The following is a 14,569-nucleotide window of genomic DNA, read 5'->3' on the forward strand; positions in this document are numbered from 1 at the left end:
CTGATGATCACCGAGGAGACTGCCCGTCGATCCGTCGCCAGCCTTCTCGGCGTCCTCGATCTCGACGCGCCGGGGGCCCGCACCACCGAGGACATCTTCACCGGCGCCTCGCATCCGATGCCCACCGGCCGCGTCTACGGCGGCCAGGTGCTCGCGCAGTCGCTGATCGCCGCCGAGCGCACCCTGCCCGAGGACCGCGTCGTCCACTCGATGCACGGCTACTTCCTGCGGCCGGGTGACGCCGCACAGGACATCACCTTCGCCGTCGAGCGCATCCACGACGGCCGCTCGTTCTCCACCCGCCGCTCCCAGGCCTACCAGGGCGGGGTTCCGATCTTCTCGATGATCGCGTCGTATCAGGACGAGGATCCCGGCGTCGACCACGCGGCGCCGATGCCCGACGGCATCCCGGATCCCGAGGACGTCCCCTCGGACGACGACCTGATCGGTGTGGTGCATCCGATCACCGGCCGGATGCTCTCCGAGCGCCCGGTGGACATCCGGCACGTGTCGGGTCCCCTCTTCCTGGAAGTCGACGGCGAGCAGGTCGCCCAGCAGGCCGTCTGGATGCGCATGCGCGCGCCGATGCCGGACGACCCGCGTCTGCATCGTGCCGCGCTGGCGTACCTGAGCGACATGACGATCCAGGAATCGATCCTGCGTCGTCACGGGATCACCTGGCAGACACCGGGGCTGAAGGTCGCGAGCCTCGACCATGCGATGTGGTGGCACCGCTTCGGCCGCGTCGACGAGTGGCTGCTGTACGCGCAGGAGTCGCCGACCGCGCGCGGCGGACGCGGGCTCGCCCAGGGACGCATCTTCACGCGCGACGGCGCGCTGATCGCGACCGTCGCCCAGGAGATCATGGTGCGCGTCCCGCAGCAGTGAGCCGCGCTGAGAACCGCCCCGGGTGCTCCTGTCGGTGCGCCCGTCAGTGGCGCCGGTAGGTCAGCGGCTCACCGAGAAGGGGCTCCCACGCCTCGCGCATCTCCGGTGTGAGGCGCACGGGGCGCCCGGATGCCGCATCCACGAGCACGATCACGGTCGTGGCGCGCGCGTAGAGGGTGCGGTGCCCGCTGGCGGGATCGCTGCACACCTCATAGCAGACGTCGATGCTCGAGCCGCCGAGCTTGCCGAACCACATCTGGATGTCGAGCGGATGCCGCTGGTACGGCACCGGTGCGAGGTACTCGATCTCCTGCCGCGCGATGAGCGTGAGCATCCCGTGCGAGAGGCCGGAGTCGAGGATCGCCGTCTCAGGCCCCTGCTCCCCCGGTGCCGGCCGCCAGAACGCCCGCACGCGCGCCTCTTCGAGAAGCTTGAGCATGGCGGTGTTGTTGACGTGGTTGAACGCGTCGAGATCGCCCCAGCGCAGCTGGATCGGGATGTGCAGGCGGCCGTCGTCCAGCACGCGCTCCAGCGAAGATGCCGACATCGTCATGGCCTCCTGTGAAGAGGGGCGCCCCGCTCCTGACCGCGCGAAGCGACGTCCGGAGCGGGGCGCGGGATCAGTCGCGCGTGAGCTTGCGGTGGGTGGTGCGGTGCGGGCGAGCCGCCTCCGGGCCCATGCGCTCGATCTTGTTCTTCTCGTAGGACTCGAAGTTGCCCTCGAACCAGTGCCACTGCGAGGGGTTCTCGTCGGTGCCCTCGTAGGCGAGGATGTGCGTGGCGATGCGGTCGAGGAACCACCGGTCGTGGGTGATGACCACGGCGCAGCCGGGGAACTCGAGCAGCGCGTTCTCGAGCGAGCTGAGCGTCTCGATGTCGAGGTCGTTGGTGGGCTCGTCGAGCAGCAGCAGGTTGCCGCCCTCCTTGAGGGTGAGGGCGAGGTTCAGCCGGTTGCGCTCACCACCGGAGAGCACGCCGGCCTTCTTCTGCTGGTCGGGTCCCTTGAAGCCGAACTTCGACACGTAGGCGCGCGAGGGGATCTCGGTCTTGCCCACCGTGATGAAGTCGAGTCCGTCCGAGACGACCTCCCAGAGGTTCTTGTCGGGGTCGATGTTCGCGCGCGACTGGTCGACGTAGCTGATCTTGACGGTCTCGCCGATCTTCAGCTCGCCGCCGTCGAGCGGCTCCAGGCCGACGATCGTCTTGAACAGCGTGGTCTTGCCGACGCCGTTGGGTCCGATGATGCCGACGATGCCGTTGGGCGGCAGGTTGAAGCTCAGCCCGTCGATGAGCACCCTGTCGCCGAAGCCCTTCTTGAGGTTCTTCGCGTCGATGACCACGTTGCCCAGTCGGGGTCCTGCGGGGATCTGGATCTCCTCGAAGTCGAGCTTCCTGGTGCGCTCGGCCTCGGCAGCCATCTCCTCGTAGCGGGCCAGACGGGCCTTCGACTTGGTCTGGCGGCCCTTGGCGCTGGAGCGAACCCACTCGAGCTCGTCCTTCAGTCGCTTGGCGAGCTTGGCGTCCTTCTTGCCCTGGATGTCGAGGCGCTCGGCCTTCTTCTCCAGGTAGGTGGAGTAGTTGCCCTCGTAGCCGATCAGGCGGCCGCGGTCGACCTCGGCGATCCACTCGGCAACGTTGTCGAGGAAGTACCGGTCGTGGGTGATCGCGATCACCGCGCCCTTGTACGCCTGCAGGTGCTGCTCGAGCCAGAGCACGCTCTCGGCGTCGAGGTGGTTGGTGGGCTCGTCGAGCAGCAGCAGGTCGGGCTTCTGCAGCAGCAGCTTCGCGAGCGCGACACGACGCTTCTCACCACCGGAGAGCGGGGCGATCTCGGCGTCGGCCGGCGGGGTGCGCAGCGCGTCCATGGCCTGATCGAGCTGCGAGTCGAGATCCCAGCCGTCTGCGGCGTCGATCTCCTCCTGCAGCACGCCCATCTCGGCCAGCAGCGAGTCGAAGTCGGCGTCGGGTTCGGCCATCAGCGCCGAGATCTCGTTGAAGCGGTCGAGCTTGGGCTTGATCGCGACGCCGTCCTGGATGTTCTCCAGCACGGTCTTGGTCTCGTCGAGCTCGGGCTCCTGCATGAGGATGCCGACGGAGAAGCCGGGGGTCAGCTTCGCCTCGCCGTTGGACGGCGTGTCCAGGCCCGCCATGATCTTGAGGATCGTCGACTTTCCGGCGCCGTTGGGGCCGACCATGCCGATCTTCGCTCCGGGCAGGAACGCCATGGTGACGTCGTCCAGGATGAGCTTGTCGCCCACCGCCTTGCGGGCTCGCACCATGGAATAGATGTACTCGGCCACGAAGCAGCTCTCCTTCTGTCAGCAGGCGGGCGGAACGGCTCCGGGGAGCCGACACACCAGCCTACCCGTCTTCGCGAGCGCGCTCGGCCCCGCCCGCACGCGGCCGGTTCACCAGTCGATAGGGCGGGTCTGGCCGATCAGGCATCGTCCCCCGGCGAGCTGCGGCATGACCTCGGTCACCGGTTCTCCGGTGGACGGCCCGACCTGGCCGATCAGGCACTCCGCGTCACTCCAGGCGAGGGAGAACTGCAGGCTCTCGACCGGGTTGCCGACGGTGGTGCGGTCGGCGGTGACCTGCATCCGCTGCTTGTCGAACCCCGCGGCGACCAGTGCGTCGATGTACGCACGACCCTCGGCCCTTGCCTCCGACTCCCAGACCTCGGCGGTCACCGCGGCGAACAGCGGCAGATTGTCGGATGCCGTGCCGCCCGGCACCAGCTCGGGCGGGCCCGCGGCTGCCCCTGACGATGCCGGCGAGCCCCTGACTGCGCCTGTGGCGGCGGCATCCGCTCCGGCATCCGCTCCCGTGCACGCGGCGAGAAGCCCCGTCAGCGCTGCCGATACGGCGATCGCCGCGACGATACGACCGCGCAGGCGGCCGGAGACGGATGACCCACGGAGCACGCTCAGCAGTCTAGGCGCAGCGCCACCGGCATCCGTCCCGGCGCCCGGCCGGGCTTCCCGCGAACCGTCACGCGTCGGCGAACTCCTCCCGGTTCGCGGTCGTCTCGAACTCGTCGTCCGCCGCAGGCACCTCGGGGTCGTGCAGGCCGGCGGCATCCCATGCCGTGCGGTGATCCTCGGGCACCTCGTCGCCGGCGGTGTCCTCGACCTGCGAAGGCGCGGTGGCTCCCCCGGGCCGCGCGCGGCGGACGAAGGCGCTGGTGCCACGGTTCAGGTCGTGCCCGATCGTGTCCGCGACGATGTCGGCGCTGACGCCCTTCTTGCCGTTCGCCTCCCACTCGCGGATCTTCAGCCGGCCGATGATCACGATCGGGTCGCCGCGGCGCAGCGACCCGTGCGCGTGCTCGGCGAGGTTGCCGTAGGCCGCGACCGCGTACCAGCTCGTGTCGCCGTCGACCCAGGCGCCGGTGCGCCGGTCGAAGTACCCCGACGACACCCCGACCCGGAAGTTCAGCACCGGTGTCCCACTGGTGGTGCGGCTTCGCGTCGGGTCGTTGCCGATGTTGCCGGTGACGGTCACGGTGTTCTGGTTGATGCTCATCCGTACTCCTCTGCTGGCCGGGACGTGCCCGGGTCCGTACAGAGTGCACGGCGGCATCCGACGCCGTGACGCGGATTCACGCGATCGGTGGAGAACTCCCGCTGATTGCGCGGCGGTGCAGGGGGAATGCCTAGGAGAGGTACTCGGTGAAGCGCGCGCGCACCTTGTTCACCTTCGGCACGGCCACCGCCAGGCAGTACCCCTGCGTCGGGTTCTTCGCGAAGAAGTCCTGGTGGTAGTCCTCGGCCGGGTGGAACTCGCCGAGCGGCTCCATGGTCGTCACCGGTTCGCCGTCCCAGAACGTCGCCGCCCGGGAGCGCGCCGTCTCGAACAGCTCGCGCTGCGCGTCGTCGGCCGGGAACATGGCGCTGCGGTACTGGGTGCCGATGTCGTTGCCCTGACGGTTCAGCTGCCGCGGGTCGTGCATGGTGAAGTACGCGTCGAGGATGACATCGGCGGGGATCACCTCAGGGTCGAACGTCACCGCCACCGCCTCGGCGTGGCCCGTCGTGCCCGTGCACACCTGCTCGTACGAGGGGTTCGGTGCCGTGCCGCCCGTATAACCCGAGACGACCGAGCTGACACCGCGAAGCGGACGATAGGCGGCATCCAGGCACCAGAAGCAGCCGCCGGCGAGCACGAAGGTTTCCATGCCTCCACGCTACGCCTCCCGGAGAGGACCCGGCTCGCAGCGAACGGCTTTCCGGGCACGCGCAGCTCGGCGTTCGAATAGCTCAGTGCACGAACAGCAGCAGCGCGGCCACGGCGATGAACAGGATGCCGAAGACGGTGTTCAGCACGCGCTGGCCGCGCACGTCGCGGGTGAAGCGGCGGAAAGGCTTGGCCGCGGCGGCGAAGAAGAACCACATGACCAGCACATCGACCACGATCACCGTGCCGATGAGGATGAGGTACTGCGGCAGCGGATCACGGTCGAGCCGCACGAACTGCGGGACGAAGGCGAGGAAGAACACGATCGCCTTCGGGTTGAGGATGTTGACCCAGAACCCGCGGCGGAAGATCGACCAGGCGTGCTCACGCGAGCGGGATCCCTCGATCGCGGCGTCGGGCTGCGGTCGGGCGAGGATCAGCCGCACCCCGAGATACACCAGGTAGGCGGCGCCCGCGTATCTGATGATCTCGAACAGCACCGGGGACTGCGCAACGAACAGGCCGACCCCGGCGGCGACGATGACGACGTGCACGATCAGTGCCGCCTGCTGGCCCAGCACGCCCCACAGCGAACGGCGCCAGCCCTGGCTGAGCGCATTGCTCATCGTGTTGATCGCCCCGGCTCCGGGAGTGAAGCTGATCACCACGCATGCCACGAGCAGCGAGAGCCATACCGTCCAGGTCACCAGCACAGTGTAGGGGCTTCCCGGCGGGCCCCCCGACCGGACGTCGGCGGCCCGTTCTACGGTGTGGTCATGACCACCCCAGCGCAGCTTCCGGACTGGCTCACCCGCGTCGGCGTCTTCGACCTGGAGACCACCGGAGTCGACGTCACGAGCGATCGCATCGTGACCGCCCATGTGGGCGTGCTCGACCGTCACGGACGCGAGATCGCCGCCAGGGACTGGCTCGCCGACCCCGGCATCGCGATCCCCGACGGCGCCACCGCGGTGCACGGTGTCACCACCGAGCACGCCCGCGCGCGCGGCCGGCCCGCCCACGAGGTCGTGGCAGAGGTCAGCTCGGCACTGCGGATGCTGTTCGCCCAGGGTATGCCGATCGTGGCATACAACGCCTCCTACGACTTCTCGCTGCTCGCGCACGAGGCCGCGCGGCACGGCATCCCGGTGCTCTCCGCACCGCAGCCGATCATCGATCCGCTGGTGATCGACAAGGCGTACGACCGGTACCGGCGCGGAAAGCGCACGCTGAGCGTCGTCGCCGAGCACTACGCCGTCCCGCTCGACGCCGCGCATGAGGCGTCGGCGGATGCCGTGGCCGCCGGCCGCGTCGCCCTGGCGCTCGCCAGGGCGTACCCGCTGCCCGGCACCGCCACCGAGCTGCACACGCAGCAGATCGGCTGGGCGCGCGATCAGGCCGCGAGCCTGACGGAGTACTTCATCAGCGTGGGGCGGCTCGACCCGCAGGAGACGCTCGACGGCAGCTGGCCGATCCGCACCTGATGGGGCCGGATGGCATCCGAATACGACGAAGGCCCCGCCGGAGCGGGGCCTTCGTGAGACGGCTTACTTGGAGCCGAAGTTCTTGAAGCGCTGGTTGAACTTCTCGACGCGACCGGCCGAGTCCATGATGCGCTGCTTGCCCGTGTAGAAGGGGTGCGAAGCCGAGGAGATCTCGACGTCGACGACGGGGTACTCCACACCGTCCAGCTCGATGGTCTTGTCGCTGGTGACGGTCGAACGGGTGAGGAACGTCTCGCCCGAGCCGAGGTCACGGAACACGACGGCCTGGTAGTCGGGGTGGATGTCAGTCTTCATGGGATTCCTTAAGTGGTGCCCTGGATTCTGCCAGGGGCGAGGGAAGTCTGCGGTGCGATTGCACCAAGGATCCAGTTTAGCACCTCTTGGTCGAGGCCCCGATCCGGCGTCCGATCAGGCGCCGGCCGCGCGCGCCGCGTAGCGGCCGCCGTCCGCCGTGAGCACGATCGGCATTCCGAACGCCTCGGTGAGCGCCTCGGCCGTGAGCGTCTCGGCGATCGGGCCCTGCGCGACAGCGCGGCCCTCGCGCAGCAGCAGCACATGGGTGAAGCCGACGGGGATCTCCTCGACGTGGTGGGTGACCATGACCATGGCCGGGGTCGAGGGCGAGGCGGCGTACCCGCTGAGCAGGTGCAGCAGCTCCTCGCGCGATCCGAGGTCGAGGCTCGCAGTCGGCTCGTCCAGCAGCAGCAGCTCGGGGTCGGTCATGACGGCGCGGGCGATCTGCACGCGCTTCTGCTCACCATCGCTGAGCGTGCCGAACAGCCGCTCGGCGAGGTGCTCGAGCTTCCAGTCGGCCAGCACCCGGCGCGCACGGCGCTCGTCGATGCCCTCGTAATCCTCGTTCCAGCGGCCCAGCACCGAGTACGCCGCGGTCATCACGGTGTTCAGCACCGTCTCATCGCGCGGGATGCGGCGGGCCATGGCCGAGGAGGCGAAGCCGATCCGCGGACGGATCTCGAACACGTCGGTGCGGCCCAGCTGCTCCCCCAGCACCGTGACGGTGCCCGAGGTCGGATGCATGAGCGTGTCAGCCATCTGCAGGAGCGTGGTCTTGCCCGCGCCGTTGGGGCCGAGCACGACCCAGCGCTGCTCTTCGGTGACCTGCCAGGTCACGTGATCGACGATGTTGCGCCCCTCACGGCGCACGACGACATCGGTGAGTTCCAGAGCGCTCGACATGCTGCCCAGCCTATCGGCTCAGGAGGTCAGCTCCTCGTACAGCGCGCGCGTGGTGTCGGCGATCGCATCCCAGCTGAAGTGCGACCGCGCACGCTCCCTCCCCGCGGCGCCGTACTCGGCGGCCCGCGCCGGGTCCCCTGTCACCTCGGCGAGCGTCCCGGCAAGATCCGAGACGAACCGCTCGGGGTCCACCGGGGTCCCGGTGCCGTCCTGCAGCTGCTCGATCGGCACGATCCGTCCGGTCACGCCGTCCTCGACGACCTCCGGGATGCCGCCGGTGCCGGTGCCGACCACCGCGGCGCCGCACGCCATGGCCTCGAGGTTGACGATGCCGAGCGGCTCGTACACCGACGGGCAGACGAAGGTGGTCGCCGCGGCGAGGATCGCCGAGAGCTCGTCGCGCGGCAGCATCCGTTCGATCCAGATGACCCCCTGCCTGGTCTGCTGCAGCAGCCGCACGAGCTCCTGCACCTCGGCCATGATCTCCGGAGTGTCCGGGGCACCTGCGCAGAGCACGAGCTGCACCTCGGGCGGCAGCTGCTGCGCGGCGCGCAGCAGGTACGGCAGGCCCTTCTGCCGGGTGATCCGGCCGACGAAGACCACCGAGGGCCGAGCCGGGTCCATCCCGATGCTGCGCAGGAGCTCCGGGTTCTCGACGGGGCGCCACCGCTCGACGTCGATGCCGTTGTGGATCACGCGCACCCGGGCGGGATCCACCTGCGGGTAGCTGCGCAGGATGTCGGCACGCATCCCTGCGCTGACGGCCACGATCGCGGCGGCGTTCTCGTAGGCGAGCTTCTCGATGCCGCTCGAGACGGCGTAGCCGCCGCCGAGCTGCTCGGCCTTCCAGGGACGCAGCGGCTCGAGACTGTGCGCGGTCAGCACGTGCGGGATGCCGTGCAGCTGAGCCGCGAGATGCCCGGCGAAATTGGCGTACCAGGTGTGACTGTGCACGACGTCGGCGCCTGCGACATCACCCACCATCGCGAGATCCGTGCCGAGCGTCTGCACGGCGGGATTGGCGCCGGTCAGCTCATCCGGAGTCCGGTACGCGTGCGTGCCCGGTTCGCCCCGCTCACCGCCGAAAGCACGCACCTGCACGTCGATGCTCCGCCGCAGCGCCGAGACGAGCTCCGCGACGTGCACTCCGGCACCGCCGTAGATCTCGGGCGGGTACTCCTTCGTGATGATGTCGACTCGCATGTCTGCACGGTAGTACATCCCGGTGGTGCGCTCTATTGTGGAGCCATGTCGGCACCTAAGAAGGTTTTCGGGATCATCCTCGCCGGCGGCGAGGGCAAGCGGCTGATGCCCCTGACAGCGGACAGGGCGAAACCCGCGGTTCCGTTCGGCGGACAGTACCGGCTGATCGATTTCGCGATCTCCAACCTCATCAACTCGGGGCTGCGCCAGGTGGTGGTGCTGACCCAGTACAAGTCGCACAGCCTCGACCGGCACATCTCGCAGAACTGGCGGATGTCCGCACTGCTCGACTCGTACGTGGCATCCGTCCCGGCCCAGCAGCGGCTCGGCAAGCGCTGGTTCTCGGGGTCGGCGGATGCCATCCTGCAGAGCCTGAACCTCATCAACGACGAGAAGCCCGACATCGTCGTGGTCATCGGCGCCGACCACGTGTACCGGATGAACTTCAAGCAGATGGTCAATGCGCACGTCGAGTCCGGCGCGGCGGCCACCGTCGCCGGCATCCGTCAGCCGCTGGCGCTGGCTTCGCAGTTCGGCGTCATCGACGCCGACCCCGAGTCCGGCCGCATCCGCGACTTCCTCGAGAAGCCCAGCGACCCGACGGGGCTCGCCGACTCCCCCAACGAGGTGCTCGTCTCGATGGGCAACTACGTCTTCGACACGGATGCCCTCATCGCCGCGGTCGAGGCCGACGGCGAATCCGCGAGCTCGGGCCACGACATGGGCGGCGACATCATCCCGTACTTCGTCGAACGCGGCGAAGCCGGCTACTACGACATGAAGCAGAACGACGTGCCTGGTTCGTCACCGCGCGACCGGTCGTACTGGCGCGATGTCGGAACGATCGACTCGTACTACGACGCGCACATGGATCTGATCTCGACGCTGCCGATCTTCAACCTGTACAACACGATGTGGCCGATCCGCACGCAGAGCGTGAACACGCCTCCGGCGAAGTTCGTGCGCGACGCCGTGGGACGCATCGGCAACGCGATCGATTCGATCGTCTCGGTCGGGTCGGTGCTCTCGGGCACGCACCTGGAGCGCAGCGTGGTCAGCGTCGGCACCATGGCGGCGGGTGGGTCGACGATCACCGACTCCGTGCTGCTGGATCAGGTGCAGGTGGGCCTGGGTGCGCGCGTGCACCGCGCGGTGCTCGACAAGAACGTCATCCTCGAGGACGGCGCGACTGTCGGCGTCGACCGTGAACGCGATCTGGAGCGGGGCTTCACGGTCACCGACTCCGGGATCACCGTCGTCGGCAAGGGCATCCGCATCGAACGCTGACCGTCACCGCGCTCCCCGTCGTCACACGGTGGCCGCTCGCACGAGCCGGCCGGCCGCGCCCGCTACGCTCGTCGGGTGACCTCTGCGCGTTTCCTCGTCGTCCTCGATGCCGATTCCACCCTCATCCGCAACGAGGTGATCGAGCTTCTCGCCGATGAGGCAGGTCGGCGCGCCGAGGTGCAGGCGGCGACCGAGGCGGCCATGCGCGGCGAGGTCGACTTCGCCGCGAGCCTGCGTTCGCGCGTGCAGGCGCTGAAGGGCGTTCCCACCGAGGCGTTCGAGCGGGTGCGGGCACGCATCGAGCCGACGCCCGGCGTGCACGAGCTGGTCGACGCCGTGCACGAGCGCGGCGGGATCGTGGGCGTCGTCTCGGGCGGGTTCCACGAGATCCTCGACCACATCGCTCCTCAGCTCGGCGTCGACCGCTGGCGGGCGAACAGGCTGACCGTCGTCGACGGCGCGCTCGACGGCACGGTCGACGGCGACATCGTCGACGCCCAGGTCAAGGCCGATTCCCTGCAGGAGTGGGCAGCGGAGCTCGGCGTCGCCCCGCACACCACGATCGCGATCGGTGACGGCGCGAACGACCTCATCATGATGAAGACCGCAGGCCTCGGGCTCGCGTTCAACGCCAAGCCGGCGGTGCGCGCGGCGGCCTCGCTCGTGGTCGGCCCGCAGGATCTCTCGGCGGTCATCCCGCTGCTGCCGTGACCCTCGCGGATGTCCGACGCCCTCGTTAGTGTCGGCGGCATGGACATCATCCTCGTTCCCGGTCTCTGGCTCGACGCATCCTCATGGGACGAGGTGACGCCCGCGCTCACTGCGGCGGGCCACCGCGTCCATCCGCTCACGCTCCCCGGGCTCGGCGAGCCGGCGTCCGACCTCGGCATGGACGACTGGGTCGCCGCGGTGGTCGAGCGCATCGACGCGCTCGAGGCGCCGGTGGTGCTGGTGGGGCACTCCGGCGGCGGGAACGTCGTCTGGGGAGCGGCCGACGCACGCCCGGACCGCGTCGCACGCGTGGTCTTCGTCGACACGGTCCCGCCGGCGCCGGGCAACGGCATCAGCGAGTTCGAGGTCGTCGACGGCGTCGTGCCCTTCCCCGGCTGGGATCACTTCCCCGACGAGGATGTGTACGACCTCGACGATGCGACACGCGCCCGCACCGCACCGCTCACCCGGAGCGTGCCGGCGCGGGTGCCCACCGACCCGATCGCGCTCACCGATCCGCGCCGGCACGACGTGCCGGTGACTCTGCTCATGGGTGGGGTGGATCGCGACGCGCTGGAGGGGATGCTCGGCGAGTGGCCCGCCTATCGCGACGAGTTCGCGGCGATCGGCGATGCGAAGGTCGTCACGCTCGGCTCAGGTCACTGGCCGCAGTTCTCGATGCCGGCGCGGCTGGCAGAGCAGATCGTCGAGGCGGTCGACCGCGGTCAGTGACCCATTCCCAGGCCGCCGTCGACGGGGATGACGGCGCCGGAGATGTAGCCGGCGTCCTCGCCCGCGAGCCACACGACGGCGCCGGCGACCTCGGCGGCCGTGGCAAAGCGGCCGGCGGGGATGCTGGCCTTGTACTGCTTCTGGGTCTCTTCCGGCAGCTCGGCCGTCATGTCGGTCTCGATGAAGCCGGGCGCCACGACGTTCGCGGTGATGCCGCGGCCGCCCAGCTCGCGCGTGAGCGAGCGGGCGAAGCCGACCAGGGCGCTCTTCGAGGCGGCGTAGTTCACCTGACCGGCCGAGCCGTACAGCCCCACGACGCTGGAGATGAGGATCACGCGGCCGAAGCGCGCGCGCAGCATCCCCTTCGACGCGCGCTTGACGACCCGGAACGAGCCGCCGAGGTTCGTGGCGACCACACTGTCGAAGTCGTCCTCGCTCATGCGCATGAGCAGCGTGTCCTTGGTGATGCCCGCGTTCGCCACGACGATCTCGACCGGCCCGAGCTTCTGCTCGACCTCGGTGAACGCCGCGTCGACGGCGGCGGCATCCGTGACATCCGCACGCACCGTGAGCGTTCCCTCGGGGCCCTCGCCGCTGCGGGCCGTGACGGCCACGCGGTAGCCGTCGCGCACGAAGCGCTCAGCGATGGCACGGCCGATGCCGCGGTTTCCACCGGTGACGAGGACGACGCGATCAGTGCTCATGGGGGCTCCTGCCTGAGGGGACGGACGCAGGACATCCTATCGATCGTGCGAGCGGCTCCCTGCCGCAGCCGCCTCGAGCACCGCCCGGATTGACACGACAACGAGCGACTGGGAGCCTGGGCGGTGACGAGGGGGAATCATGAGCGATCAGTTCGCACCGCAGCAGCATCCGACCCCGGCTCAGCCGGCCCACCCGGCCCAGCCCGGTCAGTACGCACCGCCCGCCGCCGGGTACGTCCCGGTGCCGCCCGCCGCCGGGAACGGCTACGCTGCCGCGCCTCCGACGAACGGTCTCGCGCTGGCGTCAATGATCTGCGGTCTGGCCGGCCTGCTTGGCAACGTGTTCGTCGTGTTCCTCGTGATGCCGTTCTTCGTGTCGCTGGCCGCCGTCCTTCTCGGACACGTCGCCCTGTCGCAGCTGAAGAAGCGTCCTGGCACGGGCGGCCGGGGCATGGCGATCACGGGACTGGTGACCGGGTACGTCGCGGTAGGCGTCGCCGCGATCGCCGTGATCGTGGGACTGGTGGCGCTGCTGAGCTTCGGCGCATTCGCCACCCCGTTCCTGTTCAGCTGAGCCCTGCGATCGCGCGCCCGGCTTCGGCCTTGGCACGACGCGCGGCGGCGTAGGCTGGAAGCACCGTGAGACACACCCGACACGCCCCCGCTGTCACCTCGCTTCCGCAGTCGCCGCAGGACGAGGCGACCCATCGTGTGCGCCGCTACGCGCTGACGATGGGCATCCGCACCGTCTGCTTCCTGCTGATGGCGCTCGTGCCGATGGGGTGGTGGACGTGGGTGTTCGCGGCCGGCGCGATCTTCCTGCCGTACATCGCCGTCGTCTACGCGAACGCGGGCAGCGACAGCACGCCGTCGACGATCGAGTCGCCGACGCTGCAGCTGGGGTCCGGGGCGGACGCACCGGCGCCGCAGACGGAGGAACCCGCGGTCTACACGGTCCACGAGCGACGTGACGTTGCGGGTGACGACGCGGGTGAAGACGCCGCGCCCGTCCCGGAGCCCGCGGACGCCGATGCGGGTGAGGATCCGGATGCCGAGCAGGACGGGTCGTCCAGCACGGGCCCTGCCTCGGACGCCCGCGGCCATGACTCGGACGATGCCGCGTGAGCGGCCGGGTCGAGTGCGCCCGCGCCGCCTGCCGCGCCGAGGCCACCCATCACATCATCTGGCGCAATCCCCGCATCCACGCTGAGGACCGCCGCAAGATCTGGCCCGCGTGCGATGAGCACGTCGGGTTCCTCAGCGAATACCTGCGAGCCCGGGACTTCCCCGTCGAGGTGAAGGAGGGGTTGCCCGAATGAGACAGCGACTGATCCGCTGGAGCGGCTATCTGGCCGTCGCGATCGCCTTCGCGATCGCCTGCGTCTTCCTGAGCCAGTGGCAGTTCGACCGCAACGAGCAGCGTGCCACGCAGCTCGCCCTGGTCGAGCGCAACTACGACGCCGATCCGGTTCCGGTGGATGAGCTGATCGGCGAGGACGGCGCGCTGCCGGCGGATGCCGAATGGCATCCAGTCCGCCTGCACGGCGAGTACCTCGCCGACGAGCAGCTGCTGGTGCGCAACCGCCCGCACGGCGGCACGAGTGCGTTCGAGGTGCTGGTGCCCTTCCGCGACGACAGCGGACGTGTGCTCATCGTCGACCGCGGCTGGGTGCGCCCCGCCGAGGATTCGTCGCCGTCAGCCGTGCCGGCACCGCCGCAGGGCGAGGCCACCGTGATCGTGCGGCTGCGTCCGGGCGAGCGTCTGCCGTCGTCGGGTCGCAGCGCGCCGGAGGGCCAGGTGCCGACGATCCACCTCCCCACGGTCGACGAACGCGTGGACGCCGACATCATCACCGGCGCGTACGGACAGCTGGCATCCGAGGATCCCGCACCGGGCACCGCCCCTGGCGGCTTCGACTCCCCCACCGAAGACCCCGGCCCGCACCTGTCGTACGCGATCCAGTGGATCCTGTTCGCGATCATGGGCTTCGCCTTCATCGGCTACATGATCCGCACCGAGATCGTGAAGGCCCGTGAGGACGCCGGCGAGCAGCCCCGGCGCGAACGGCGCCGCCGCGATGCGGATGCCGACGACGAGGACGCCCTGCTCGACGCGGTCCACCGCTGACCGCCACCCCTGCCCGCCTCCTCGCCTCCGTCGCCTCG

General features: G+C 69.6%; 19 protein-coding genes. 9 read left to right on the forward strand and 10 right to left on the reverse strand.

The features are described 5' to 3' along the window. Positions 1-3: 3 nt before the first annotated feature. Positions 4-888 carry an acyl-CoA thioesterase gene (locus tag H7694_RS08695; protein ID WP_193596146.1) on the forward strand — a complete coding sequence of 295 codons (885 nt, stop codon included), beginning with the start codon at positions 4-6 and terminating at the stop codon, positions 886-888. Between the two features lie 43 nt (positions 889-931). Here H7694_RS08695 and H7694_RS08700 read toward each other — a convergent pair whose 3' ends face one another. The 6 genes from H7694_RS08700 to H7694_RS08725 form a co-directional block, all read right to left on the reverse strand. Then, on the reverse strand, positions 932-1,435 hold the full coding sequence (locus tag H7694_RS08700) for an acyl-CoA thioesterase (protein ID WP_193596147.1): 504 nt from the start codon (positions 1,433-1,435) through the stop codon (positions 932-934). 73 nt (positions 1,436-1,508) lie between these two features. Next, on the reverse strand, positions 1,509-3,188 hold the full coding sequence (gene ettA / locus H7694_RS08705) for an energy-dependent translational throttle protein EttA (protein WP_193596148.1): 1,680 nt from the start codon (positions 3,186-3,188) through the stop codon (positions 1,509-1,511). A gap of 108 nt (positions 3,189-3,296) precedes the next feature. Beyond that, positions 3,297-3,812, reverse strand: coding sequence for a DUF6993 domain-containing protein (locus H7694_RS08710; RefSeq protein WP_193596149.1), 516 nt, complete (start codon positions 3,810-3,812; stop codon positions 3,297-3,299). 67 nt (positions 3,813-3,879) lie between these two features. After that, a complete protein-coding gene (locus tag H7694_RS08715; protein WP_193596150.1) occupies positions 3,880-4,413 on the reverse strand; it encodes a single-stranded DNA-binding protein in 534 nt (177 codons plus the stop codon). Between the two features lie 130 nt (positions 4,414-4,543). After that, a complete protein-coding gene (msrA, locus tag H7694_RS08720) occupies positions 4,544-5,065 on the reverse strand; it encodes a peptide-methionine (S)-S-oxide reductase MsrA (RefSeq protein ID WP_193596151.1) in 522 nt (173 codons plus the stop codon). A gap of 82 nt (positions 5,066-5,147) precedes the next feature. Next, positions 5,148-5,771 carry a LysE family translocator gene (locus H7694_RS08725; RefSeq protein WP_193596152.1) on the reverse strand — a complete coding sequence of 208 codons (624 nt, stop codon included), beginning with the start codon at positions 5,769-5,771 and terminating at the stop codon, positions 5,148-5,150. Between the two features lie 69 nt (positions 5,772-5,840). Between H7694_RS08725 and H7694_RS08730 the strand changes: the two genes are divergently transcribed. Continuing rightward, a complete protein-coding gene (locus tag H7694_RS08730; RefSeq protein WP_193596153.1) occupies positions 5,841-6,548 on the forward strand; it encodes an exonuclease domain-containing protein in 708 nt (235 codons plus the stop codon). A 63-nt stretch (positions 6,549-6,611) separates the two neighbouring features. Here H7694_RS08730 and H7694_RS08735 read toward each other — a convergent pair whose 3' ends face one another. The 3 genes from H7694_RS08735 to glgA all read right to left on the reverse strand — a co-directional run bounded on the left by H7694_RS08735 (position 6,612) and on the right by glgA (position 8,969). Continuing rightward, positions 6,612-6,863, reverse strand: a complete 252-nt coding sequence (locus tag H7694_RS08735; RefSeq protein WP_193596154.1) for a type B 50S ribosomal protein L31 — start codon at positions 6,861-6,863, stop codon at positions 6,612-6,614. Between the two features lie 114 nt (positions 6,864-6,977). Beyond that, on the reverse strand, positions 6,978-7,766 hold the full coding sequence (locus H7694_RS08740) for an ABC transporter ATP-binding protein (protein WP_193596155.1): 789 nt from the start codon (positions 7,764-7,766) through the stop codon (positions 6,978-6,980). An 18-nt stretch (positions 7,767-7,784) separates the two neighbouring features. Beyond that, the gene (glgA, locus tag H7694_RS08745) at positions 7,785-8,969 is read right to left on the reverse strand and encodes a glycogen synthase (RefSeq protein WP_193596156.1); all 1,185 of its coding nucleotides are present in this window, start codon (positions 8,967-8,969) and stop codon (positions 7,785-7,787) included. Between the two features lie 45 nt (positions 8,970-9,014). Between glgA and glgC the strand changes: the two genes are divergently transcribed. The 3 genes from glgC (at position 9,015) to H7694_RS08760 (ending at position 11,699) form a co-directional block, all read left to right on the forward strand. Then, complete coding sequence (gene glgC / locus H7694_RS08750; RefSeq protein WP_193596157.1) at positions 9,015-10,256, forward strand: glucose-1-phosphate adenylyltransferase; 1,242 nt, start codon at positions 9,015-9,017, stop codon at positions 10,254-10,256. A gap of 75 nt (positions 10,257-10,331) precedes the next feature. Beyond that, positions 10,332-10,967, forward strand: coding sequence for a phosphoserine phosphatase SerB (serB, locus tag H7694_RS08755; RefSeq protein WP_193596158.1), 636 nt, complete (start codon positions 10,332-10,334; stop codon positions 10,965-10,967). Between the two features lie 39 nt (positions 10,968-11,006). Continuing rightward, positions 11,007-11,699: an alpha/beta fold hydrolase gene (locus H7694_RS08760; protein WP_193596159.1), complete on the forward strand. Its 693-nt coding sequence runs from the start codon at positions 11,007-11,009 to the stop codon at positions 11,697-11,699. On the opposite strand, the gene fabG is transcribed toward H7694_RS08760, so the two are convergent. Next, positions 11,693-12,403, reverse strand: coding sequence for a 3-oxoacyl-ACP reductase FabG (gene fabG, locus H7694_RS08765; protein ID WP_193596160.1), 711 nt, complete (start codon positions 12,401-12,403; stop codon positions 11,693-11,695). The genes H7694_RS08760 and fabG overlap by 7 nt on opposite strands. 139 nt (positions 12,404-12,542) lie before the next feature. Here fabG and H7694_RS08770 point away from each other — a divergent pair, with 139 nt between their 5' ends. The 4 genes from H7694_RS08770 (at position 12,543) to H7694_RS08785 (ending at position 14,531) form a co-directional block, all read left to right on the forward strand. Further along, complete coding sequence (locus H7694_RS08770; RefSeq protein WP_193596161.1) at positions 12,543-12,977, forward strand: DUF4190 domain-containing protein; 435 nt, start codon at positions 12,543-12,545, stop codon at positions 12,975-12,977. A gap of 65 nt (positions 12,978-13,042) precedes the next feature. Continuing rightward, a complete protein-coding gene (locus H7694_RS08775; RefSeq protein WP_193596162.1) occupies positions 13,043-13,528 on the forward strand; it encodes a DUF3099 domain-containing protein in 486 nt (161 codons plus the stop codon). Beyond that, entirely contained in the window at positions 13,525-13,722 is a 198-nt protein-coding gene (locus tag H7694_RS08780; RefSeq protein ID WP_193596163.1) for a hypothetical protein, read from the forward strand. The genes H7694_RS08775 and H7694_RS08780 overlap by 4 nt, the downstream gene beginning before the upstream one ends. Beyond that, the gene (locus H7694_RS08785) at positions 13,719-14,531 is read left to right on the forward strand and encodes an SURF1 family protein (RefSeq protein WP_193596164.1); all 813 of its coding nucleotides are present in this window, start codon (positions 13,719-13,721) and stop codon (positions 14,529-14,531) included. Before H7694_RS08780 ends, H7694_RS08785 begins: the two co-directional genes overlap by 4 nt. Positions 14,532-14,569 lie beyond the last annotated feature (38 nt).

The organism is Microbacterium sp. YJN-G, from assembly GCF_015040615.1.
Lineage (GTDB): Bacteria > Actinomycetota > Actinomycetes > Actinomycetales > Microbacteriaceae > Microbacterium.

Excerpts from the sequence above, each read along its gene's own strand:
- H7694_RS08700 (WP_193596147.1), bottom strand. The coding sequence starts at position 1,435 with ATGTCGGCATCTTCGCTGGAGCGCGTGCTGGACGACGGCCGCCTGCAC.
- H7694_RS08730 (WP_193596153.1), top strand. The coding sequence starts at position 5,841 with ATGACCACCCCAGCGCAGCTTCCGGACTGGCTCACCCGCGTCGGCGTC.
- H7694_RS08785 (WP_193596164.1), top strand. The coding sequence starts at position 13,719 with ATGAGACAGCGACTGATCCGCTGGAGCGGCTATCTGGCCGTCGCGATC.
- H7694_RS08715 (WP_193596150.1), bottom strand. The coding sequence starts at position 4,413 with ATGAGCATCAACCAGAACACCGTGACCGTCACCGGCAACATCGGCAAC.
- H7694_RS08695 (WP_193596146.1), top strand. The coding sequence starts at position 4 with ATGATCACCGAGGAGACTGCCCGTCGATCCGTCGCCAGCCTTCTCGGC.
- msrA (WP_193596151.1), bottom strand. The coding sequence starts at position 5,065 with ATGGAAACCTTCGTGCTCGCCGGCGGCTGCTTCTGGTGCCTGGATGCC.
- glgA (WP_193596156.1), bottom strand. The coding sequence starts at position 8,969 with ATGCGAGTCGACATCATCACGAAGGAGTACCCGCCCGAGATCTACGGC.
- H7694_RS08770 (WP_193596161.1), top strand. The coding sequence starts at position 12,543 with ATGAGCGATCAGTTCGCACCGCAGCAGCATCCGACCCCGGCTCAGCCG.
- fabG (WP_193596160.1), bottom strand. The coding sequence starts at position 12,403 with ATGAGCACTGATCGCGTCGTCCTCGTCACCGGTGGAAACCGCGGCATC.
- H7694_RS08760 (WP_193596159.1), top strand. The coding sequence starts at position 11,007 with ATGGACATCATCCTCGTTCCCGGTCTCTGGCTCGACGCATCCTCATGG.
- glgC (WP_193596157.1), top strand. The coding sequence starts at position 9,015 with ATGTCGGCACCTAAGAAGGTTTTCGGGATCATCCTCGCCGGCGGCGAG.
- H7694_RS08735 (WP_193596154.1), bottom strand. The coding sequence starts at position 6,863 with ATGAAGACTGACATCCACCCCGACTACCAGGCCGTCGTGTTCCGTGAC.
- H7694_RS08740 (WP_193596155.1), bottom strand. The coding sequence starts at position 7,766 with ATGTCGAGCGCTCTGGAACTCACCGATGTCGTCGTGCGCCGTGAGGGG.